The sequence below is a fragment of the Ruegeria sp. R14_0 genome, assembly GCF_017743975.1.
Classification (GTDB): Bacteria; Pseudomonadota; Alphaproteobacteria; order Rhodobacterales; family Rhodobacteraceae; genus Ruegeria.
The window spans coordinates 1,104,152-1,122,433 of record NZ_JAGHRC010000001.1; the positions used below are offsets into that span (position 1 = coordinate 1,104,152).

The 18,282-nt window shown below is 56.9% G+C and carries 18 protein-coding genes; 7 read left to right on the forward strand and 11 right to left on the reverse strand.

Features of this window, described 5'->3' with window-relative positions:
* Positions 1-92 precede the first annotated feature (92 nt).
* The 6 genes from J7416_RS05445 (at position 93) to J7416_RS05470 (ending at position 5,449) form a co-directional block, all read left to right on the forward strand.
* Positions 93-989: a DMT family transporter gene (locus J7416_RS05445; RefSeq protein WP_209223697.1), complete on the forward strand. Its 897-nt coding sequence runs from the start codon at positions 93-95 to the stop codon at positions 987-989.
* Positions 990-1,038: 49 nt separating this feature from the next.
* Entirely contained in the window at positions 1,039-1,911 is an 873-nt protein-coding gene (locus J7416_RS05450; RefSeq protein WP_209223698.1) for an ATPase, read from the forward strand.
* Positions 1,912-1,950: 39 nt separating this feature from the next.
* Positions 1,951-2,868: a homoserine O-succinyltransferase gene (metA, locus tag J7416_RS05455; protein WP_209223699.1), complete on the forward strand. Its 918-nt coding sequence runs from the start codon at positions 1,951-1,953 to the stop codon at positions 2,866-2,868.
* A gap of 28 nt (positions 2,869-2,896) precedes the next feature.
* Positions 2,897-3,811: an alpha/beta hydrolase gene (locus J7416_RS05460; RefSeq protein ID WP_209223700.1), complete on the forward strand. Its 915-nt coding sequence runs from the start codon at positions 2,897-2,899 to the stop codon at positions 3,809-3,811.
* 49 nt (positions 3,812-3,860) lie between these two features.
* Entirely contained in the window at positions 3,861-4,730 is an 870-nt protein-coding gene (gene ppk2 / locus J7416_RS05465; RefSeq protein ID WP_209223701.1) for a polyphosphate kinase 2, read from the forward strand.
* Between the two features lie 104 nt (positions 4,731-4,834).
* Positions 4,835-5,449, forward strand: coding sequence for a TetR/AcrR family transcriptional regulator (locus tag J7416_RS05470; RefSeq protein ID WP_209223702.1), 615 nt, complete (start codon positions 4,835-4,837; stop codon positions 5,447-5,449).
* A 7-nt stretch (positions 5,450-5,456) separates the two neighbouring features.
* Here J7416_RS05470 and J7416_RS05475 read toward each other — a convergent pair whose 3' ends face one another.
* From J7416_RS05475 to J7416_RS05485, 3 genes are all read right to left on the reverse strand, one after another.
* Positions 5,457-6,515, reverse strand: a complete 1,059-nt coding sequence (locus tag J7416_RS05475; RefSeq protein WP_209223703.1) for an adenylate/guanylate cyclase domain-containing protein — start codon at positions 6,513-6,515, stop codon at positions 5,457-5,459.
* On the reverse strand, positions 6,512-6,892 hold the full coding sequence (locus tag J7416_RS05480; protein ID WP_247744096.1) for a group 1 truncated hemoglobin: 381 nt from the start codon (positions 6,890-6,892) through the stop codon (positions 6,512-6,514). The genes J7416_RS05475 and J7416_RS05480 overlap by 4 nt, the downstream gene beginning before the upstream one ends.
* Before the next feature lie 79 nt (positions 6,893-6,971).
* Positions 6,972-7,814, reverse strand: coding sequence for a glycosyltransferase family 25 protein (locus J7416_RS05485; protein WP_209223704.1), 843 nt, complete (start codon positions 7,812-7,814; stop codon positions 6,972-6,974).
* A gap of 138 nt (positions 7,815-7,952) precedes the next feature.
* On the opposite strand from J7416_RS05485, the gene speB reads away from it, so the two are divergent.
* On the forward strand, positions 7,953-8,927 hold the full coding sequence (gene speB / locus J7416_RS05490) for an agmatinase (RefSeq protein WP_209223705.1): 975 nt from the start codon (positions 7,953-7,955) through the stop codon (positions 8,925-8,927).
* Between the two features lie 21 nt (positions 8,928-8,948).
* Here the strand turns inward: speB and J7416_RS05495 are convergent, their stop codons facing one another.
* The 8 genes from J7416_RS05495 to J7416_RS05530 all read right to left on the reverse strand — a co-directional run bounded on the left by J7416_RS05495 (position 8,949) and on the right by J7416_RS05530 (position 18,232).
* Positions 8,949-10,169 (reverse strand): aminopeptidase P family protein, encoded by a 1,221-nt coding sequence (locus J7416_RS05495; RefSeq protein ID WP_209223706.1) that lies wholly within the window; start codon positions 10,167-10,169, stop codon positions 8,949-8,951.
* Between the two features lie 161 nt (positions 10,170-10,330).
* Entirely contained in the window at positions 10,331-11,542 is a 1,212-nt protein-coding gene (locus J7416_RS05500) for an ABC transporter permease (protein WP_209223707.1), read from the reverse strand.
* A 5-nt stretch (positions 11,543-11,547) separates the two neighbouring features.
* Positions 11,548-12,825: an ABC transporter permease gene (locus J7416_RS05505; protein WP_209223708.1), complete on the reverse strand. Its 1,278-nt coding sequence runs from the start codon at positions 12,823-12,825 to the stop codon at positions 11,548-11,550.
* Between the two features lie 70 nt (positions 12,826-12,895).
* Positions 12,896-13,987, reverse strand: a complete 1,092-nt coding sequence (locus J7416_RS05510) for an extracellular solute-binding protein (RefSeq protein ID WP_170464009.1) — start codon at positions 13,985-13,987, stop codon at positions 12,896-12,898.
* Positions 13,988-14,101: 114 nt separating this feature from the next.
* Positions 14,102-15,193 (reverse strand): ABC transporter ATP-binding protein, encoded by a 1,092-nt coding sequence (locus J7416_RS05515; RefSeq protein ID WP_209223709.1) that lies wholly within the window; start codon positions 15,191-15,193, stop codon positions 14,102-14,104.
* A gap of 149 nt (positions 15,194-15,342) precedes the next feature.
* Positions 15,343-16,050, reverse strand: a complete 708-nt coding sequence (locus J7416_RS05520; protein WP_209223710.1) for an Asp/Glu racemase — start codon at positions 16,048-16,050, stop codon at positions 15,343-15,345.
* Complete coding sequence (locus J7416_RS05525; RefSeq protein ID WP_209223711.1) at positions 16,047-17,192, reverse strand: Xaa-Pro peptidase family protein; 1,146 nt, start codon at positions 17,190-17,192, stop codon at positions 16,047-16,049. Before J7416_RS05525 ends, J7416_RS05520 begins: the two co-directional genes overlap by 4 nt.
* Positions 17,189-18,232: a pyridoxal-phosphate dependent enzyme gene (locus tag J7416_RS05530; RefSeq protein ID WP_209223832.1), complete on the reverse strand. Its 1,044-nt coding sequence runs from the start codon at positions 18,230-18,232 to the stop codon at positions 17,189-17,191. Before J7416_RS05530 ends, J7416_RS05525 begins: the two co-directional genes overlap by 4 nt.
* Positions 18,233-18,282: the final 50 nt, after the last annotated feature.

Here is an 18,282-nt window from a genome sequence, read left to right on the forward strand (position 1 = left end):
CTCAAGACTTTTGAAACCCCGCTATTCCGGCGGGGTTTTTCTTTGCGCAGGTTTCGGGTCGAACACCACGCCAGAGAGTGTAACAACACGCTATGGAACCACAAAAACACCTCTCATCAAGGGCTTGGGCCGAACTGTTTCTGTTGGGTGTAATCTGGGGCGCGTCGTTTATCTCGATCCGCGTCGCGCTGGACACTATCCCCGTGATGACCTCGGTCCTGCACAGGGTTTTCTGGGCAATGCTGGCGCTTTGGCTCGTGGTCTGGGTCAAACGCCTCGGCGTACCACGCAGCCCCCGCACTTGGGGCGCGTTCCTGGTTATGGGGCTACTGAACAATGCCGTCCCGTTTTCGCTGATGGCCTGGGGGCAGCTTTACATCGAAACGGGCCTGACCTCGATCCTGAATGCAGCAACTGCGGTGTTCGGGGTATTGATCGCAGCCATCTTTTTCAAGGATGAGCGCCTGACGCCCGCGCGCGGATTTGGCGTGGGGCTGGGCTTTCTGGGCGTGGCCATAGCAATCGGCCTGAAGAATTTCACGACGTTCAACCTGCAAAGTGCTGCTCAGCTCGCGATTCTGGCGGGCACCGTTTCCTACGCTCTGGCCAGTGCCTGGGCTCGCGCCAAATTATCGGATCTGTCGCCAATAGTCGCCGCTGCCGGAATGCTGACCGCCTCGACCCTTTTGATGCTGCCGATCACGTTGATGATCGACGGCGTTCCAACCCTGAACCTACCAGCGATCACTTGGGCCGCCATCGCTTATTATTCCCTGTTTGCGACCGCGGGCGCATATCTCTTGTATTACCGTGTTCTGGCGATGGCCGGGGCCGGTAATCTGATGCTGGTCACTCTGATCATCCCGCCGGTCGCGATTGTCCTGGGAGCCGTTTTGCGCAATGAGGCCCTGCCGCCGCAAGCCTTTCTGGGGTTTGCGGTGCTTGCTATAGGGCTGGTGATCCTAAATCGTGCGCGCCCACGTGATTGACGCCGCACCCTGCCCGATTTAGCTAGGTCACAAAAAGGGACAGCGGACAATGATCTACAGCTCGGCAAAAGACTGGCGCGAGGCAGCGCGAAAAAAGGTGCTGTTTTTCGGCATGTCCGGCCTTGGCAAAACATACGTGTCCAATGTCCTGCGCGATTCTGGCGATTGGTTTCATTACTCGATCGACTACCGAATCGGCACCCGCTATATGGGCGAATACATCATCGACAACGCAAAAGCCGAGGCGATGAAAGTCCCGTTCTTGCGCGAACTGCTGCTAACGGATTCGATCTATATCGGATCAAACATCTCGTTCGAGAACCTGACACCTGTCGCCGCTTATCTGGGCAAGCCCGGCAACCCTGATGTTGGCGGCCTCGACCTGACCGAGTATCGCCGCAGGCAGGAACAGTTTCGCCAGGCGGAAATCCACGCCCTGCTGGACACCCAGTATTTCATTGATCGCGCAGAACGCTTGTATCAGTACCCGAACTTCATCTGCGACACAGGCGGATCGATCTGTGAATGGGTCGACCCCAATGATCCGGCCGATCACCTCCTGACAGAGCTGTCCCGCCACACCCTGATGATTTGGATCAAGGGGGATGACGAACACACCGCTGAACTGATCCGACGTTTCGACAAAGCGCCGAAACCGATGTCCTATCAACCCGAATTCCTGACTCGCGTTTGGGAAGAATACCTGGCCGAACACGATTGCGCCGCGGATGCAGTCGACCCGGATGCATTCATCCGCTGGACCTATGCGCGGGCGCTGGCGCACCGCCAGCCACGCTATGAAGCCATGGCTGAAAACTGGGGCGTAACGGTTACTGCCGCAGACATGCACAAGGTCCGGGATGCCGCTGATTTCGACGAGTTGATCGAACGCACCCTTGAGACCCGGACGAACCGCGCTTAATTACCGCCTCTACACTGAAACTCCAAAGGCTTGCACCTGATGCCGATCAAGATTCCTTCCGACCTTCCTGCGTATGACGTTCTCACCAATGAGGGCGTCATGGTCATGGACGAGGATCAGGCGATGCGTCAGGACATCCGCCCCTTGCGGATCGGCCTGCTGAATCTGATGCCCAAGAAGATTCAAACCGAAAACCAGTTCGCGCGTCTGATCGGGGCGACTCCGCTGCAGATTGACCTGTCGTTGATCCGCATGACCGAGCATCGCACCAAGAACACAGCCGCCGATCACATGGCCGAGTTCTACCAGCCCTTCCAGGACGTGAAGGACCAGAAGTTCGATGGTCTGATCATCACCGGCGCGCCCATCGAGCATCTTGAGTTTGATGACGTCACCTATTGGGACGAGATGACCGAAGTGTTCGAGTGGACCCAGACCAACGTTCACTCCACATTCGGCGTCTGCTGGGGTGGTATGGCGATGATCAACCATTTCCACGGCGTTCGAAAGCACATGCTGGATGCCAAGGCATTTGGGTGTTTCCGCCATCAGAACAGAGTCCCGGCGTCTCCTTTTTTGCGCGGCTTCTCGGATGATTGTGTCATCCCGGTCAGCCGCTGGACGGAAATGAAACAGGACGAGATCGACACCGCGGATGGCCTGACCACGCTGCTGGGCAGTGATGAGGTCGGCCCCTGTCTGGTCGAGGACCCGTCGCATCGGGCAATCTACATTTTCAACCATTTCGAATACGACAGCGATACGTTGAAGCAGGAATATGACCGCGACATCGCGAACGGGACGCCGATCAATGTGCCGATGAATTACTACCCCGACGACGACCCCTCGCAACCGCCGCAAAACCGGTGGCGCAGCCACGCGCATCTGCTTTACGGCAATTGGATCAACGAGATTTACCAGTCCACACCGTTCAATATGGATAACATTGGCCGTTAAAGTTCTCATATCCCTGGGCCTATTGGTAATGGGTCTGATCGCGCTGACCGCCTGGCGAGCCGCGAAAAACGAAGCTGCGGCCGAGGCCAACTTCCCGCCCGAAGGCGAGATCGTTCTGGTCGACGGCGTCGCTGTCCATGCCGAGGTAATGGGTGAAGGGCCGGATGTCGTCCTGATTCATGGATCCAGCGGAAACACCCGAGACATGACGTTTTCTCTGGCCCCGATCCTTGCGGAAAACTTCCGGGTGATCGTGTTCGACCGCCCGGGCCTAGGATACAGTGACAGCTTCAACCCCACTGGGGAAACCATTGAAGAGCAAGCACTGATCCTCCAAAAAGCCGCTGCGCAACTTGGGGCGGACAAGCCCATCGTAGCGGGACAAAGCTATGGTGGGTCAGTGTCGTTGGCTTGGGCTGTGACGCGGCCCGAGAATATTTCGGCCCTTGTGCTTATCGCACCTGCTGCGATCCCATGGGAGACGCCTTTGGATGGTTTTAACAAACTTGCGTCCACACCAACCGGGAACGCGCTTGCCCTGCCCCTGATCACGGCCTTCGTACCAGAATGGTATGTCGAACAAGCGCTGGATCGTGTCTTTGCTCCTCAGACCGCGCCCGATGGTTATGCGGATCACTTCGGACCAGGCCTGACCATGCGCCGCGCGTCAATGCACGCCAACGCAAAACAGCGCGCAAACCTGCTGGATGAGGTCAGTGCCCTTCAGCCTCGTTATGGTGAGATTTCTGTGCCGACAGAAGTCGTCCATGGGACTGCAGATACAACTGTCAGCTTTGGCTGGCATGCCGAACGGTTGGTAGACGAGATCCCCAATGCCGAACTGATCGAGCTTCCAGGGATTGGCCATATGCCGCAGGTTGTCGCCGCCCCCGAGGTCGCGGCAGCAATCGAACGTGCGGCCGAACGAGCGGGTTTGCGTTAAACCTGCGGCTAATCCATAGTAGGAACTGGATTTTATCGCGAGGTGGATCATGGCCCGTTCCGAAAAAGGTTCCATTGAAAAGTACTTTCGAAAAGAAGCGCCAAAAGAGGTGCGATCAGCCATCGAAAAGGCGGGAAAGGACGACATCCTGAACCCATCTTACCCTTACGACGAACGCATGAAACGTAAGGATTACGAGCAAGAGATGGAATTGCTGCAGATCGAACTGGTCAAAATGCAATCCTGGGTCAAAGAGACCGACCACCGCATCGCCATCATCTTTGAAGGTCGCGACGCAGCCGGAAAAGGCGGCACGATCAAACGCTTTCGCGAAAACCTTAACCCTCGGGGCGCCCGCAACGTGGCGCTGAGCAAACCGTCCGATACTGAACGCAGTCAGTGGTATTTCCAACGGTACATCCAGCACCTGCCCGCGGCCGGTGAAATCGTGTTTTTCGACCGCAGCTGGTACAATCGCGGCGTGGTCGAAAACGTCTTTGGCTTTTGCGAAACAGAAGAGCGTGAGCGGTTTTTCCGTCAGGTTCTTCCGCTTGAGACCGGGTTGGTCAATGACGGGATCAAGCTGTTCAAGTTCTGGCTCAACGTTGGGCGCGCGGAACAGCTGAACCGCTTTCTGGCACGTGAGACAGACCCGCTAAAGCAATGGAAACTCAGCCCAATCGACGTTGCGGGGCTTAGCAAGTGGGATGAGTATACGCAGTCCATCTCAGAAACTCTGACGCGCAGCCATTCGGATCACTGCCCTTGGACCATTGTCCGTTCAGACGACAAAAAGCGCGCGCGCCTCGCCGCCATTCGGACTGTCCTGCACGGGCTGGACTACGACGAAAAGGACAAAAAGGCGATCGGCAAGAATGACCCCCTGATCTGCGGCGGCCCCGAGATATGGGAGGCGTGATGACATTTCCGTGCCCCATCCCTGCAGAGCGTTGGACGAATGGCGCAGTGTGAATTATGTCATGGCTCCCCATGGCTTAAACAAAAAAGGCTCGTGACACAGGCATGACCAAACGCGGGTATCACCACGGCAATCTCAAACAAGCCCTGATCGAGGCCGCGCTGTCGCTGATCGAAGAAAAGGGGCCGACCGGCTTTACCCTGTCCGAGGCTGCAAAAACCGCGGGTGTTACTCCGGCCGCAGTGTACCGCCATTTCCACGGTCGCGAGGATCTGATCGCCGAGGCCGCGCGTCAGGGGTTTGAGATGTTCGCGGATCTGATGCAATACGCCTATGACAAAGGCCAGCCATCGGCGCTGGCGGCGTTCGAGGCAACGGGCCGCGCCTATCTGGCTTTTGCCCGAAAACACCCAGGGCACTACATTGCGATGTTTGAAAGCGGTATTTCCGTTAACCGCACGCCCGAGCTGTCGCTGGCTGCAAACCGGGCGCGGAGCGTATTGGAAAAGGCCGCCGCGGACCTTTCTCAGCACATCCCGCCGGAAAAACGCCCGCCTGCCTCGATGTTCAGCGCGCATATCTGGGCCATGAGCCACGGCGTTGTTGAGCTTTACGCACGAAACACAGGGGCCAGCTCGCCTTTTCCGCCGGAAGATCTTTTGGAAAGTGGGATCGGCATCTACCTGCGTGGTCTTGGCCTGGTGCCACAGGACGAGTGAGCACAGGTTAGATCGTAGATCTGGGCGACGGCATGCTGAGCCCGGATGTCACGTTGATCAGGTCCATTTCACCCATGCCTTTGATATCGACTGGCCCCAGATCCGAGACCTGGAACTCGTCGATCAGAGCATATTTCATATCCTCAGGAGCCACGATATTCATAGGATTTGCAAAGACTTGCAGCCGAGAGGCAATGTTAACTGCCGGGCCAAACACGTCATAAACGTATTTCTGAATACCAACCACAGATCCGACGGCGGGCCCCATACCAAGACCAACGCGCGCCTGCCATTTGTGCGGATGGCTTTCGTTGCGCCGTTCCAGATACCTCAAGAACCTTACCGCGCAATGGGCCACTGCCGTGGCGTGATCCGGTGTCGGATCGGGCATCCCTGAAACAGCCAGATAGGCGTCCCCTATGGTCTTGATCCGCTCACAACCGAACTGTTCAACGATCCGGTCAAAGGCGGTGAATATGTCGTTCAGCTCGCTGAGTGTCACCGTTGGGTCAGTTTTTGCGGCGAAATCTGTAAATCCCACGAAATCCAACATCACGACCGAGACCTGATCGAAAAGTTGCGGCGTCACGACGCCAAAGGTTTTGAACTCTTCATAAACGGCCCGTGGCATTAGGTTCAGCAACAGCCGCTCAACACGTTCTTTTTCGCGCTCCAGTTCCCGCGTGTTACGTTCGACCATGGTCGAATAGCTGTCGATCATACTCTCCAGTTCGCGAATACGGGTGATGTTCTGAAACTCGACCACCAGAACCTGTTCTGACAACCCGTTGGCCAAGGACACGGCAGCCGCAAAGATCAACGTACGGCGCTTGGGTTTGACCTGCAGTTCCACTGAATAACGCAGGCCCGATTGTTTCACGTCTTCAAGCTCTTTTGTGTCTAAGCCCGGGAAATAGTCCATGAGGGTCTGCCCATCGCTGGGTGCGCCAAACCACTCGGCAAACGGCCCATTGTGAAACACAAAAGTAAAGTCCGACGCCCGCACGACCGCAACGCCCACGCCAATCGCGCGAAGCAGTTGTTCGTTTATGGCCAGAATGCTCATGCGGCGTCGCGAGCTACGATGATTGAACGTTTGGATTCAATAGCATCCAGGGCGACCTTGATATGCGAATCTTCCATCCCATGAAGAGAAAGCGCCTCGCTGAACAGCGCTGCCATCTCATCAAAATCCTCGTGCGAAATGTTTAGATGCCGGTGCACCGCCTCAATCCGGTCGTCACTGAACGAGGCAGGCCCCCCGACCAGCGATGAGACGAATTTGGTCTGGTGATCGATCAGGCGCGGCATGTCTATGTCTTCGAAGTGGCCGCCGATCTGCTCTGAGTCCAAGGCCATTTCATAAAACGTCATCACGACCCGACTGATCGTTTTGAACCCGCCATACCGTTCGTAGATTGTTTGCCCCACACCAAAACCCAAGCGTTACCCAGCACCAACGTTACAAGGTTATATCATATTGACAGTTTTGTTAACGCTTATGACGACGTCGCGCGTTGTTTCAGACCTGCAGATCGTCAGCACAGGGGATGAAACCCACAAATCCGCCGCTTTGCAGCAGGCGCGCCTGCCCGCCCATACGCCAATACAATTTGCGCCGCGTGGCCAACAGCTCGCGCCGGATGCGGAACCACGTTGGGCCCTTGTCCAAACCACTGTTAATATTGCGGTCCTGTGACCGCTCACTGACCTTGACCTCTTCGACCGTGTGATCCTGCTGTTTGGACCAGATCATCTGGACGCCGACAGCCGGGAAACACTGATACATCCGCCAGTCAGGCCGGGGGATCGAGATGAAGTCGTCCAAATGATCCGAGTAGCGTTCAGACCAGGACAAAAGCTTGCGACACCCTTCAAGGGACAACACATAGGCGGCGGCGCTGGGGGCCATTTCCAGCATGGGACGCACCGGGACGCCTGCGATACTTTCCTCAGGCCCAAAGCGAAGCGATCGAGGAGAGTAGTCCAACTTAACCATGTCATAGCCCCCCGCGTCACCCAGCAGGCCCGCAATCACAGCCCCCGCCTGCGTGGACATTTCGACGTCATCTTCAAAGACTGCCACGGCCTGTAAGTTTTGATCCAAGGCCGCCTTCCAAACCGCGCGATGACTTTCGAAACAGGCGATCTCACTTGTTTTCAACCCCCACCGGCTGCCGGTTCCGGGGACATAGCCATTGCCGACCAACGCATCCGGGTTCTGCGCATCCGTCGCGCTGAACCGCAGCGCGCCTGCCAGCCCTGTATGGTTGAATTGTGTTTCCATGAACGCCTGACGCGCCGGGACGCGATCCAGGTTGATGTAAAAGGCCCCTGTTTGTGGTGGCAGTGCATGACGTCCCACGGCTTTTCCTTTCAACCAATTGCGTCAGATACGCACCGGTTCGGCGGACAATCAAGACAATATCCGTCTGTTACACCTATCAAGAACCACAAGCCCCGACTAAGCTGCGCATGCAAAACAATAAACAGGGTTACACCTATGTCGTCTCATGGATATTCCGGCGGTCGCCTTAACCTGCCGTTTGTGGGCATTTCGACCTTTGGCAAGTCTCCGTATGTTGAAAATTGGGATCAGATCGAAGCCGACGTCGCCATAATGGGCGCCCCCTTTGATTTTGGCACCCAGTGGCGCTCGGGTGCGCGGTTCGGACCCAGAGCGGTCCGAGAAGCTTCGACCTTGTTCAGCTTTGGGCATGCCGGCGCATATGATCACGAGGATGACGCCACCTATCTGGATGCATCGGTTCGAATGGTCGATATCGGGGACGCGGATATCATTCACACCAAAACCGAGGAAAGCCATGCGAATATCCAGTTCGGTGTTGAAAAGATGCTGAACGCGGGCGCCCTGCCCGTCACCATCGGCGGAGATCACTCGGTCAACATTCCTTGCATCAGCGCATTCGAACGGGATTGCGAACGGAACGGGCCGATCCACGTTGTTCAGATTGATGCGCATCTGGACTTTGTGGATGAAAGGCATGGTGTGACCGCCGGACATGGCAACCCGATGAGACGCGCCATCGAGAAACCGTATGTTTCGGGCATGACGCAACTGGGCATCCGGAACGTGTCATCGACCGCCAAAGAAGGGTATGAGGATGCCCGCGCCCGCGGATCCGACATCCTGTCCGTGCGGCAGGTGCGTAAGCTTGGCACTGATGGGGTTCTGGCACGCATTCCGGAAGGGGCACGATACTACGTGACGATTGACATCGACGCATTTTGCCCCTCGATCGCGTCGGGCACCGGAACGCCCAGCCACGGCGGTTTTTTGTACTATGACGTACTGGAAATTCTGCATGGGCTGGCGAAACGTGGAGACGTTGTCGGGATCGACCTTGTCGAAGTCGCACCGAACTACGACCCGACCGAAAGCACTCAGATTTTAGCGGCGCAGGTCCTGCTGAACTTCATCGGGTTCATTTTCCACGAACGTGGCAGGAAGGGATAAGCGCCCTTCCTGCCGTTTCAGTTAAGCACAGATTGTGTTGTGCTCGGGCCCATAAGGGAAGCCGGTGATGTTTTCGGCACCGGTTTCCTCGACCACCAGAATGTCATGCTCGCGATAGCCGCCCGCGCCTTTCTGGCCTTCGGGAACCCACAGCATGGGTTCTATGGAGACGACCATACCCGGCTCCAGAACCGTGTCGATATCTTCACGCAGTTCCAGCCCAGCCTCACGTCCGTAGTAATGGCTGAGGATACCGAATGAGTGGCCATATCCGAAAGAACGGTACTGCAGCAGGCCTTCATCCGCGAAGAAGCGATTGATTTCTTCACAGATGCCGGAACAGGTCGCGCCGGGTTTGATCAGGCTCAGGCCCAGCTCATGCGCGGCAACGTTGGCTTTCCAGATACGCAGGCTTTCTGCATCCGGCTCACCCAGAAACAGAGTACGCTCCAGCGCGGTGTAATAGCCCGAGATCATGGGGAAGGTGTTAAGCGACAGAATATCGCCCTTTTCAAGCGCGCGTTTGGTAACAGGGTTATGGGCGCCGTCGGTGTTTAGCCCGGATTGGAACCAGACCCAGGTGTCGCGGTATTCGGCATCCGGGTAGGCACGCGCAATCTCGGCCTCCATTGCGTCGCGGCCTGCCATCGCGACCTCGATCTCGGTCGCACCTTCGCAGATCGCGGCGTGGATGGCTGCGCCACCAACATCCGCCGTTCTTGCGCCGCCTTTAATCAATTCAATCTCTTCAGCAGACTTAACCATCCGCGCGGCCATCGTGTCAGGCGCGATGTCCACCAGTTCAGGCCCGCCCAGCATGTCCAGCGCCGTGTCGCGCATCGCCAGCGTCAGATGATCTCCTTCAATGCCGATCCGGCGGGCCGACCCAATCAGACTGGCCACAGCGCGCCAGTAGTTGTTCCGCTTCCAGTCGGTGTAGATGACGTTTTCATCAACCGAACGTCGCCACGGCTGCCCCGCGTCGATATTCGCAGAAACCGTGGTGCAGGCATCCTGCGTTACGACGCAGCCGTATGGGCGACCAAAGGCGCAATACAGAAAGCCCGAATAGTAAGCGATATTGTGCATCGACGTCAGCAGAACCGCCGGGATATCACGCGCGGCCATCGTGGCGCGCAGGCTGGCGAGGCGACGATCATATTCTGCGCGACTGAACGGCAAAGGTGCCTTGTCGCCGTTATGGCTTGTGAAGAACTCGGGGCGATTGTTCAGGTCATTCATCTTTGACTCTCCTCAATGCCGGACTGGCATCGCCCGGCCACAAGTCCCGGCGTTCAGGACAAGCGGCCTCGGGATCCGAGAGCCATGCACCCCGCCTTACGTCACGACGCCATCGTGACAGGGGTGCATGGTGAAATCGCTAAATCAGCTTTCGAGTCGCGTCAAGCCGGGCTAAGACCCCGCAGACGCTCAGACCGACGGCGCAGCAGTTCGACCGTCGTCAGCAACGCGATCGAGATCACCACGAGGATCGTAGCAACCGCCAGAATGGTCGGGCTGATCTGTTCGCGCAGGCCGGTGAACATCTGCCACGGCAGGGTTTTCTGACTGGCCGAGCCAACAAACAACACGACGACAACCTCGTCGAACGACGTGATAAAGGCGAACAGGCCACCCGAAATCACACCCGGCAAGATCAGCGGCATCTGGATCTTAAAGAATGTCCGCACCGGACCCGCTCCCATATTCGCAGCAGCCCGCGTCAGCGATTGATCGAAGCCAACCAGCGTGGCCGTCACCGTAATGATCACGAACGGAATACCCAGAACGGCATGCGCAAGGATGACTTTGATATAGCCAACAAAGTTCTTATCCATGCCCAGCGTGCCCTCAAGAAAGCGCCCGATGTCGCTGTAGAAAAAGAACATTCCGGTGGCCGAGATGATCAGCGGTACGATCATCGGTGAGATCAGAATGCCCATGATAGCTCGCCGACCGGGAACGTGCGACTGACTGAGCCCAATCGCCGCCAGTGTACCCAGCGTCACCGAGATCACGGTCGCAATCGGCGCGATGATCAGCGAGTTCTTGAAGCTGCGCTGCCATTCGTTGTTGGTGAAGAAATCGCGATAGTGTTTCAGCGAGTACCCCTCGGGGTCCAGACGCAACATCTCGGGCGTAAAGGTGAAGAAGTCTTGCGCGTTGAAGGATAGCGGCAGCACCACAAGGATCGGCGTTATAAGGAACACGAAGATCGCCCCGCAGATCACCCGAAACGTATAGTGCCAGAATACCTGACCGCCGGTCATGTAAGGCAGCAGTTTCTGACGGTAACGGCCTTCGTACAGCCAGAAAATGAAGAAGGCAAAGAACCAACCCACCAACAGCCCGACGATCAGCCCTGTCGCTCCGGCAAAGACAAAGCCGATTGCTCCAATACCCAGGATCGTGATCCAGCGCGCGACGCGTTCGTTGTCCAGCACGTTGATATAGAGCCAGGCCAATCCGGCCATCAATGCAGCGCCGATCAGGATACCCAACAGAACATTGCCCTGCCCGGCGCCGACGAACATGCCGACAAAACCTCCGGCGATGGCGACAGCCGGCAGGACCACCGACAACGGTTTGCGGGATATTGGTGTAAGTGCAGCCATAGTCTTTATCCCAGCTTGACGTTATCAATGCCCACGATCTTGTCGTAGCACCAGTAGAGCAGCAGAACGACCGCCAGCAGGATCGTCCCCAGCGCCGCAGCCAGTCCCCAGTTCAACGAAGACGAGATGTGGTACGCGATCCGGTTCGAGATGAAGACACCCTTGGTGCCCCCGACGATCTCTGGCGTGATGTAGTAGCCAATCGCCAGAATGAACACGAGGATTGAGCCCGCGCCAATGCCGGGAATGGATTGCGGGAAGTAGATCCGCCAGAAGGTCGTCCAGTTCGTGGCCCCCATGGACTTGGCGGCGCGCGTGTAAGATGGTGGGATCGTCTGCATCACCGAATACATCGGCAGGATCATGAACGGCAGCAGGATATGCGTCATAGCGATGATCGTACCGATCTGGTTGTTGATGATGACAAGCCGCGCGTCATCCGCGACAAGCCCCAGCCAGACCAGCGTTTCGTTGATGACCCCCTGCTGCTGCAGCATCACCTTCCAAGCGGATGTCCGCACCAGCAAGGATGTCCAGAATGGTAACAAAACCAGTATCATAAGCATGTTCGAAACACGCATCGGCAAGTTCGCCAGCAGATATGAGATCGGATAGGCCAGCAATATGCATGACCCGGTAATGACCAGAGACATGAACAGCGTCCGACCGAACAGCTTGATCAGAATCTGCTTATCCTCAGGTTGAGCTTCCGCCCCTTCAGGGGTACGGCGCATGTCCACAGCATTCAGGAAATAACCGTTGGTGATGGCGGGCGAATGGGTCTTGATGACGGCCCAAGTCTTCGGGTCGCCCCAGCCATCATGAATCTCGATCAACTGGTCTTTGAAAGGCCCGTCGGTTTCAGGGTCCAGTTTGCCGACCTTACGCCCCGAGCGGCGGAACATCGAAGACATTCCGGTTTCTTCGTAGTTCAGACGCGAGCCCAGGCGCGTGTGGGTCTTGTTATCAACTGCAACCACCATGTCGCGAACAAAGGCATCAAACACAGCCTCATCCGGCAGTTCACCGCTGTTTTCATCCCAGCTTTGCAACGCTTCGACCGTCAGGGGCAGAGTCTCTTGCACGATGCTGTTTTCCACCGACCGGAATAGCATCGAGGCAATCGGTATGATGAAGGAAAACATAACGAACAGAAGCAACGGTGCTATCAGCATAAGGGCTCGCAGCTTTTGTCGTCGCAGCGACCGCGCCAGAGATTGCTTGAGCGGCGTTCCATCAGCGGCCAGCATTGGACCGGTGTCTTGGTGGGTGGCGTCAGTCATCAGTGCCCCTTGGGTACTCTTTGGGTCGAGGGCGATGAGCCGCCCCCGACAGTTTCATGAGAGCAATCGCTTATTGCGCGAGCCAGGCCTGGAACTTGGCGTCGATATCGTCGCGGTAGTCTGCCCAGAACTCATAGTTATACAGGAACGTGTTCTTGGCGTTTTCCGGGTCGGTCGGCATATGCGGTGCCATGTCGATACCCAGTTCGGCGTGCTGACCCACCAACGGAGCCGAGGACGCACGTGCAGGACCGTACGAAATCCACTTTGCCTGATCGGCCAGGCGCTGTGTGTCGGTTGCGAACATGATGTAGTCCAGCGCGCGTTTCTGACGCTCTTCGCTCAGACCTGCGGGAATGATCCAGCCATCAAGATCGAAGACCTGTGCATCCCACAGCATGGCAACAGGCTGCTTCTGCTCTTCAATCACGCTGAACAGACGACCATTGTAGGTCGAGCCCATGATGACCTCGCCGTCAGCCAACAGCTGAGGCGTGTCGGCACCGGCAGACCACCAGACGACGCTGTCCTTGATAGTGTCGAGCTTGGCCAGGGCCTGATCCTGACCTTCCGGTGTGGCCAGAACATCATAGACGTCATCTTTTGCAACGCCGTCGCACAGCAGCGCCCATTCCATGTTGTTGATCGGACGCTTTTCCAGCGAGCGTTTGCCGGGGTAAGCTTCCAGATCGAACACGGCGCAAACATCGGTCGGCGGCGTATCACCAACCAGATCGGTACGATAGCCGAACGTGGTTGAATAGACGATTTGCGGGATAAAGCAGTCGCTGACCAGCAGGTCGCCGAAATCATCGGCTGCGGACGTCCCATCAGGTGCCGGGGCCAGCATGGTGTCCGGGTCGATCTCCATCGCCAGACCTTCATCGCACAAACGGATGGCGTCCGCAGCAACCACATCCACAACGTCCCAGGTGATGTTGCCCGCTTCGTTCATCGCGCGCAGCTTGGCAACCGCTTCGGCCGAGCTGTCATCGTTCAGGATGGTAACGCCTGTCTTTTCCGAATAGGGCTCGTGATACGCTTTGAGCTGCGATTTGGAATATGCTCCGCCCCACGAGACGATCGTCATCTCTTCGGCCATTGCGCCACCGGCAATAGCGGCAACCGCACTTGCCAATAGAGTGGTTTTAGTAACTTTCATTGTTAACTCCCTGTTATACCCGTTAATTTTAACTTTGAAGACCGGGTCACGGGGCAACCCGATCATCTGATTGTCCCACGCGCCCGGGCGGACGACGCGGGTCGTTTCTGGGTCTCAGGCGTCGAGCGCGCGACAGTCCTGCGCCAACCAGCCGATTTCGACTTCCTGCCCCGGTGACAGCCTGACCGCATCCGGAGCATTTCGTGTCTTGATGATAAAGTCGTCGTTACCCGCAACCGACAGACGGAAGCGGAAAACATCGCCCATGTAGATGAACTCTTTTACCGTAGCTTTCAGTGTATGAGCATCCGCATGCAGGCGGTCCTTATTGAACTCAACCCGCTCGGGCCGGATCGATACTTTGGTCCGATCGCCTGCCGCGTGGACATTGACCGGCTTGGCGTCAATTTCGGATCCATCGTCCAGCGCCACAACACAGGTGTCGCCGTCGATTGACTTAACGACGCCTTCCAACGTGTTGTTTTCGCCAATGAACTGGGCGACAAAGCTGTTTTCCGGTTCTTCGTACAGCAAATCCGGCGGCGCGAGCTGCTGAATGCGCCCGTCATCGAACACCGCCACCCGATCCGACATGGTCAAAGCTTCGGTCTGGTCATGTGTGACGTAGACGGTCGTGATGCCCAGATCGTGCGCCAGACGGGTGATTTCAAACTGCATATGTTCGCGCAATTGCTTGTCGAGCGCGCCAAGGGGTTCGTCCATCAGAACCAGTTCAGGTTCGAAAACAAGTGCACGGGCCAACGCGATCCGCTGCTGCTGACCGCCCGACAACTGCGCCGGTCGGCGACTGCCAAAGGCCCCCATCTGAACCATGTCCAGCGCGCGCCTGACTTTCTCTTCCCGTTCGTCCTTACCGATTTTCCGCACTTCCAAAGGGAAGGACAGGTTTTCGGCCACCGTCATGTGCGGAAACAAGGCGTAGTTCTGAAATACCATGCCGATGCCGCGTTTATGCGGAGGGATGTTGTTGATTGGACGTCCGTCCAACATGATTTCGCCATGAGTGGCCGTTTCAAACCCTGCCAGCATCATCAGGCAAGTCGTTTTACCCGACCCCGAGGGCCCAAGCATTGTAAGAAACTCACCCTTCGGTAAGGAAAGGTTGAGGTCTTTTACAACGAGGATCTCACCATCATATGATTTCTGGACATGCTGAAACTCGACGAACGCTGCGTCATCTGACATTTACCGAATTGTCTCCCCTGTGCGGTCCTTGCCTGCCCGGTTCATCCGGATCTCAAAGACCTGTCCGCACCATTTAAGGACATGCAGGGTGCAGCACGCAACCAAAATATGTCACTCGTGTAACGATTGCCGTTCGCGATGTGTAAATCTTAGTCGAAATTCAACTGGCGCATGTGCCAGGAAAGGCTTTGATTGCTGGACAGAACCGGTTTCTTTAACCGCTCCTGCACCTCATCAATCACGCCAAAAGTTCTTATATTTGTGCAGCTTATAAAAACAGCTTCAACCGATTTATCCTGCCCAAGATCCATCGCCGCGTCGATCACGGACTGCCGGGAGATTCGGGCAACCTTTGCCTCTTCTGCCTCGCTGAAGGTGCCAAAAACATCCATTGATATACCGTTTCGAGCAAAGGCCTCACGTAAAGGATCGTTCACTTCTTCGATGTATGGAGACAACAAGGCGAACTTTCCCACCCCAAGCGCGTGAGCACAGGCCGACGCCGCCCTCAAAGGGTTTGTGACAATCGCTGCATCGCACGTCCTTTGTACCATTTCCTCGACACGCTCTGACCCGATGACCGAGCTGGCCGAGGTGCAGCCATATCCGACAACGCGGTAAGGCCTTGTTTTGGGCAGCAGGTCCGCCGCAGCAGGCAGCGCCTTTTCCATATCCGCCAAAGTGTCGGTCGTCACTTCTTTACCGCTGGGAATTCTGGACACGTAAATCGGGCAAGTCCGGTCCGAGAAATACGCAGAGAATTCAGGTTCCAGCGTTTCGTCGGCCTGCAACACGATCAACCCCATCGGGGATGCAGTCGGGTCGTCGGCATCGATTGAATAGGGTAAGCGCGTCATATCTCAGGCAGCTCCGAACCGGCGCGAGGGGAAATAAAGCGGGGTGCCCCCTCGGTGATAACGATGTTTTCCTCGTGAACCAGAACCTTCCCGTCCACAGCGATCCCCGGTTCTAGCGTCAGAACCATACCTGGCTGCAGCACCGTGTGATCTGTTGGAATCAGAGATGGCCATTCGGTCAGCGACATTCCCAGACCATGCCCCAAGCGTCCTGCACCGGTATCGGCATCGTGGCGCGAAAGGACCGAGTTCATTGCCTGGTACAGATCGGCGGCAGTCGCACCCGGGCGGGCGATATCAAGGGCAGCGTCCGACGCCTCGATCAGCGCCGCATATGCGTGCTGAACGTTTGCACTGACCCGACCAATTGCCCAATTGCGGTCGTAGTCGCAGAAATACCCGTCCCAGACGAGACCTGTGTCCAACATCAACACGTCACCTTGCTGCAGCAGCGCATCTGTTGCCGGAGAGATCACGTCAGTGTAACCGCCCTGCTCTGCACCGCCGGCAAGGTAAGGCACCCAATCTGCGCCTTCCTCAAGGCACAACATCTGAAACCGGCGGAACACTGCCTCCAGCGCGATACCCTCGCCCGCAATTTCGGGAACGCGCTTAAACGCGCGCCCGGCAATGGCGCATGCCGTTTCAATTTTTGTGATTTCAGCGGGAGATTTGACCGTTCGCAACGCCCGGACGATCCCCGTGTCACCGCAAAGATCGCGCTTACCGATTTCCTCCTGCAATCGACGAAAGTCAGCCAATGGCATTCTCACATGAGTTTCATGCCCGTCAGGCACACCAATTATGGCATCCGCTGGCGCGACCTCGCGCAGAGTATCCGCCAAGAGGCTAACGCCATCATCTGTCAAATCCGGCGCGGACCAGGTTCGGATGTCGTCTATCCAGGTTTCTGACATAAGCGCGGCCCCGATCGACGGGATCACAGCGATTGGCTTGCCGCTGGATGGCACGATCAAGAACCAAGGGCGCGTAGGGCTTTCCCAGAAACGGGTCAGGTAACCAGTGAAATATCGGATTTCAGGTTCCGTGGTCAGCAACAGCGCAGACAGGCCAGCAGCCTGCATCATACTCTGTGCGCGGTCCGTTCGCGCGGCGAACTCCGTCGCGTCGAACCCTCTCATTCAGCGACCTCGGAGAGGAAACACAAAACCTGCGCTTCGGGACCAATTCCCAACGCTGCGCGCACATCGTCGTCCATGATGGCGGCAACGCCTGCCCCTCCGGACGCCGTCGTGGCAATGCCCGCATTGGCCATAGCGGGCAGCGCGCGGGCAACATCGTCATCACTTAATGTCAGAAAACGGTCGGCGTCCCGGGCCAACCCATTCAATGCGATCAGGGAAGGTTCTTTGCAATCCAGGCGCCCCATGATGCTGTCGGGACCGCCCGCGAAGACACAAGCGCCTGCGTCGATACTCGCTTGCAAGGCAGGTGCCGCATCGGGTTCAACCACGATGATTTGAGGTTCATCCCCCCAGACCGTGCGCGCATAGGCAGCAACTGCTCCGGCCATGCCGCCGACACCAGCCTGCAGCATGATATGTGTTGGTGTCTCCGGACATTGCTCGGCAGCTTCGGCGGCCATTTTCAGATAGCCCTCCATCAGCGTGTGCGGCAGTTCGTAATACCCATCCCATGAACTGTCAGACAGCAAGATCCATCCGTTATCCCGCGCGGCCTGGCTGGCTGCATCCATGCTGGCAGCGTAATCCGCACCGCTGCGCACAACCTCAGCACCTTGATCCCGAAGGCGATCGGCAAAACTCTCTGGAACAGTTTCCGCAATATAGACAACGGCTTTTGCGCCAAACTTCTTCGCGCCGGCCGCGACGCTCAAACCATGGTTACCCGCACTCGCGGTCACGTATGTGCGGCCGGACAGCGTGGTGTTGTTCGGTTCCTCAGCCATATCTGCTGCGTGCCGGGCAATGACATAGGCCGCCCCCAGTGCCTTGAACGACCCCAGATTCATCCGACCACGTTCATCTTTGACCCAAAGGTCCGCCACCTTTGCCAGTCCATCGACCCGAGCCAATGGGGTTTCGTCCGCCGACAAACAACGTGCGATCAATTCTGACGCACGAGCCACATTGGTCGAAGGAAAAGGAGCGCCATCGATCAGCTTTTGACCGCCGCGATAGGGGTTGGATGAGATTTTCAATTTGGTGTCTTCCCTGTGATCCCCATTGACGTGAACGTATTCGTCAAGTT

Excerpts from the sequence above, each read along its gene's own strand:
- J7416_RS05445 (WP_209223697.1), top strand. The coding sequence starts at position 93 with ATGGAACCACAAAAACACCTCTCATCAAGGGCTTGGGCCGAACTGTTT.
- J7416_RS05450 (WP_209223698.1), top strand. The coding sequence starts at position 1,039 with ATGATCTACAGCTCGGCAAAAGACTGGCGCGAGGCAGCGCGAAAAAAG.
- metA (WP_209223699.1), top strand. The coding sequence starts at position 1,951 with ATGCCGATCAAGATTCCTTCCGACCTTCCTGCGTATGACGTTCTCACC.
- J7416_RS05460 (WP_209223700.1), top strand. The coding sequence starts at position 2,897 with ATGGGTCTGATCGCGCTGACCGCCTGGCGAGCCGCGAAAAACGAAGCT.
- ppk2 (WP_209223701.1), top strand. The coding sequence starts at position 3,861 with ATGGCCCGTTCCGAAAAAGGTTCCATTGAAAAGTACTTTCGAAAAGAA.
- J7416_RS05470 (WP_209223702.1), top strand. The coding sequence starts at position 4,835 with ATGACCAAACGCGGGTATCACCACGGCAATCTCAAACAAGCCCTGATC.
- J7416_RS05475 (WP_209223703.1), bottom strand. The coding sequence starts at position 6,515 with ATGAGCATTCTGGCCATAAACGAACAACTGCTTCGCGCGATTGGCGTG.
- speB (WP_209223705.1), top strand. The coding sequence starts at position 7,953 with ATGTCGTCTCATGGATATTCCGGCGGTCGCCTTAACCTGCCGTTTGTG.
- J7416_RS05495 (WP_209223706.1), bottom strand. The coding sequence starts at position 10,169 with ATGAATGACCTGAACAATCGCCCCGAGTTCTTCACAAGCCATAACGGC.
- J7416_RS05500 (WP_209223707.1), bottom strand. The coding sequence starts at position 11,542 with ATGGCTGCACTTACACCAATATCCCGCAAACCGTTGTCGGTGGTCCTG.
- J7416_RS05505 (WP_209223708.1), bottom strand. The coding sequence starts at position 12,825 with ATGACTGACGCCACCCACCAAGACACCGGTCCAATGCTGGCCGCTGAT.
- J7416_RS05510 (WP_170464009.1), bottom strand. The coding sequence starts at position 13,987 with ATGAAAGTTACTAAAACCACTCTATTGGCAAGTGCGGTTGCCGCTATT.
- J7416_RS05515 (WP_209223709.1), bottom strand. The coding sequence starts at position 15,193 with ATGTCAGATGACGCAGCGTTCGTCGAGTTTCAGCATGTCCAGAAATCA.
- J7416_RS05520 (WP_209223710.1), bottom strand. The coding sequence starts at position 16,050 with ATGACGCGCTTACCCTATTCAATCGATGCCGACGACCCGACTGCATCC.
- J7416_RS05525 (WP_209223711.1), bottom strand. The coding sequence starts at position 17,192 with ATGAGAGGGTTCGACGCGACGGAGTTCGCCGCGCGAACGGACCGCGCA.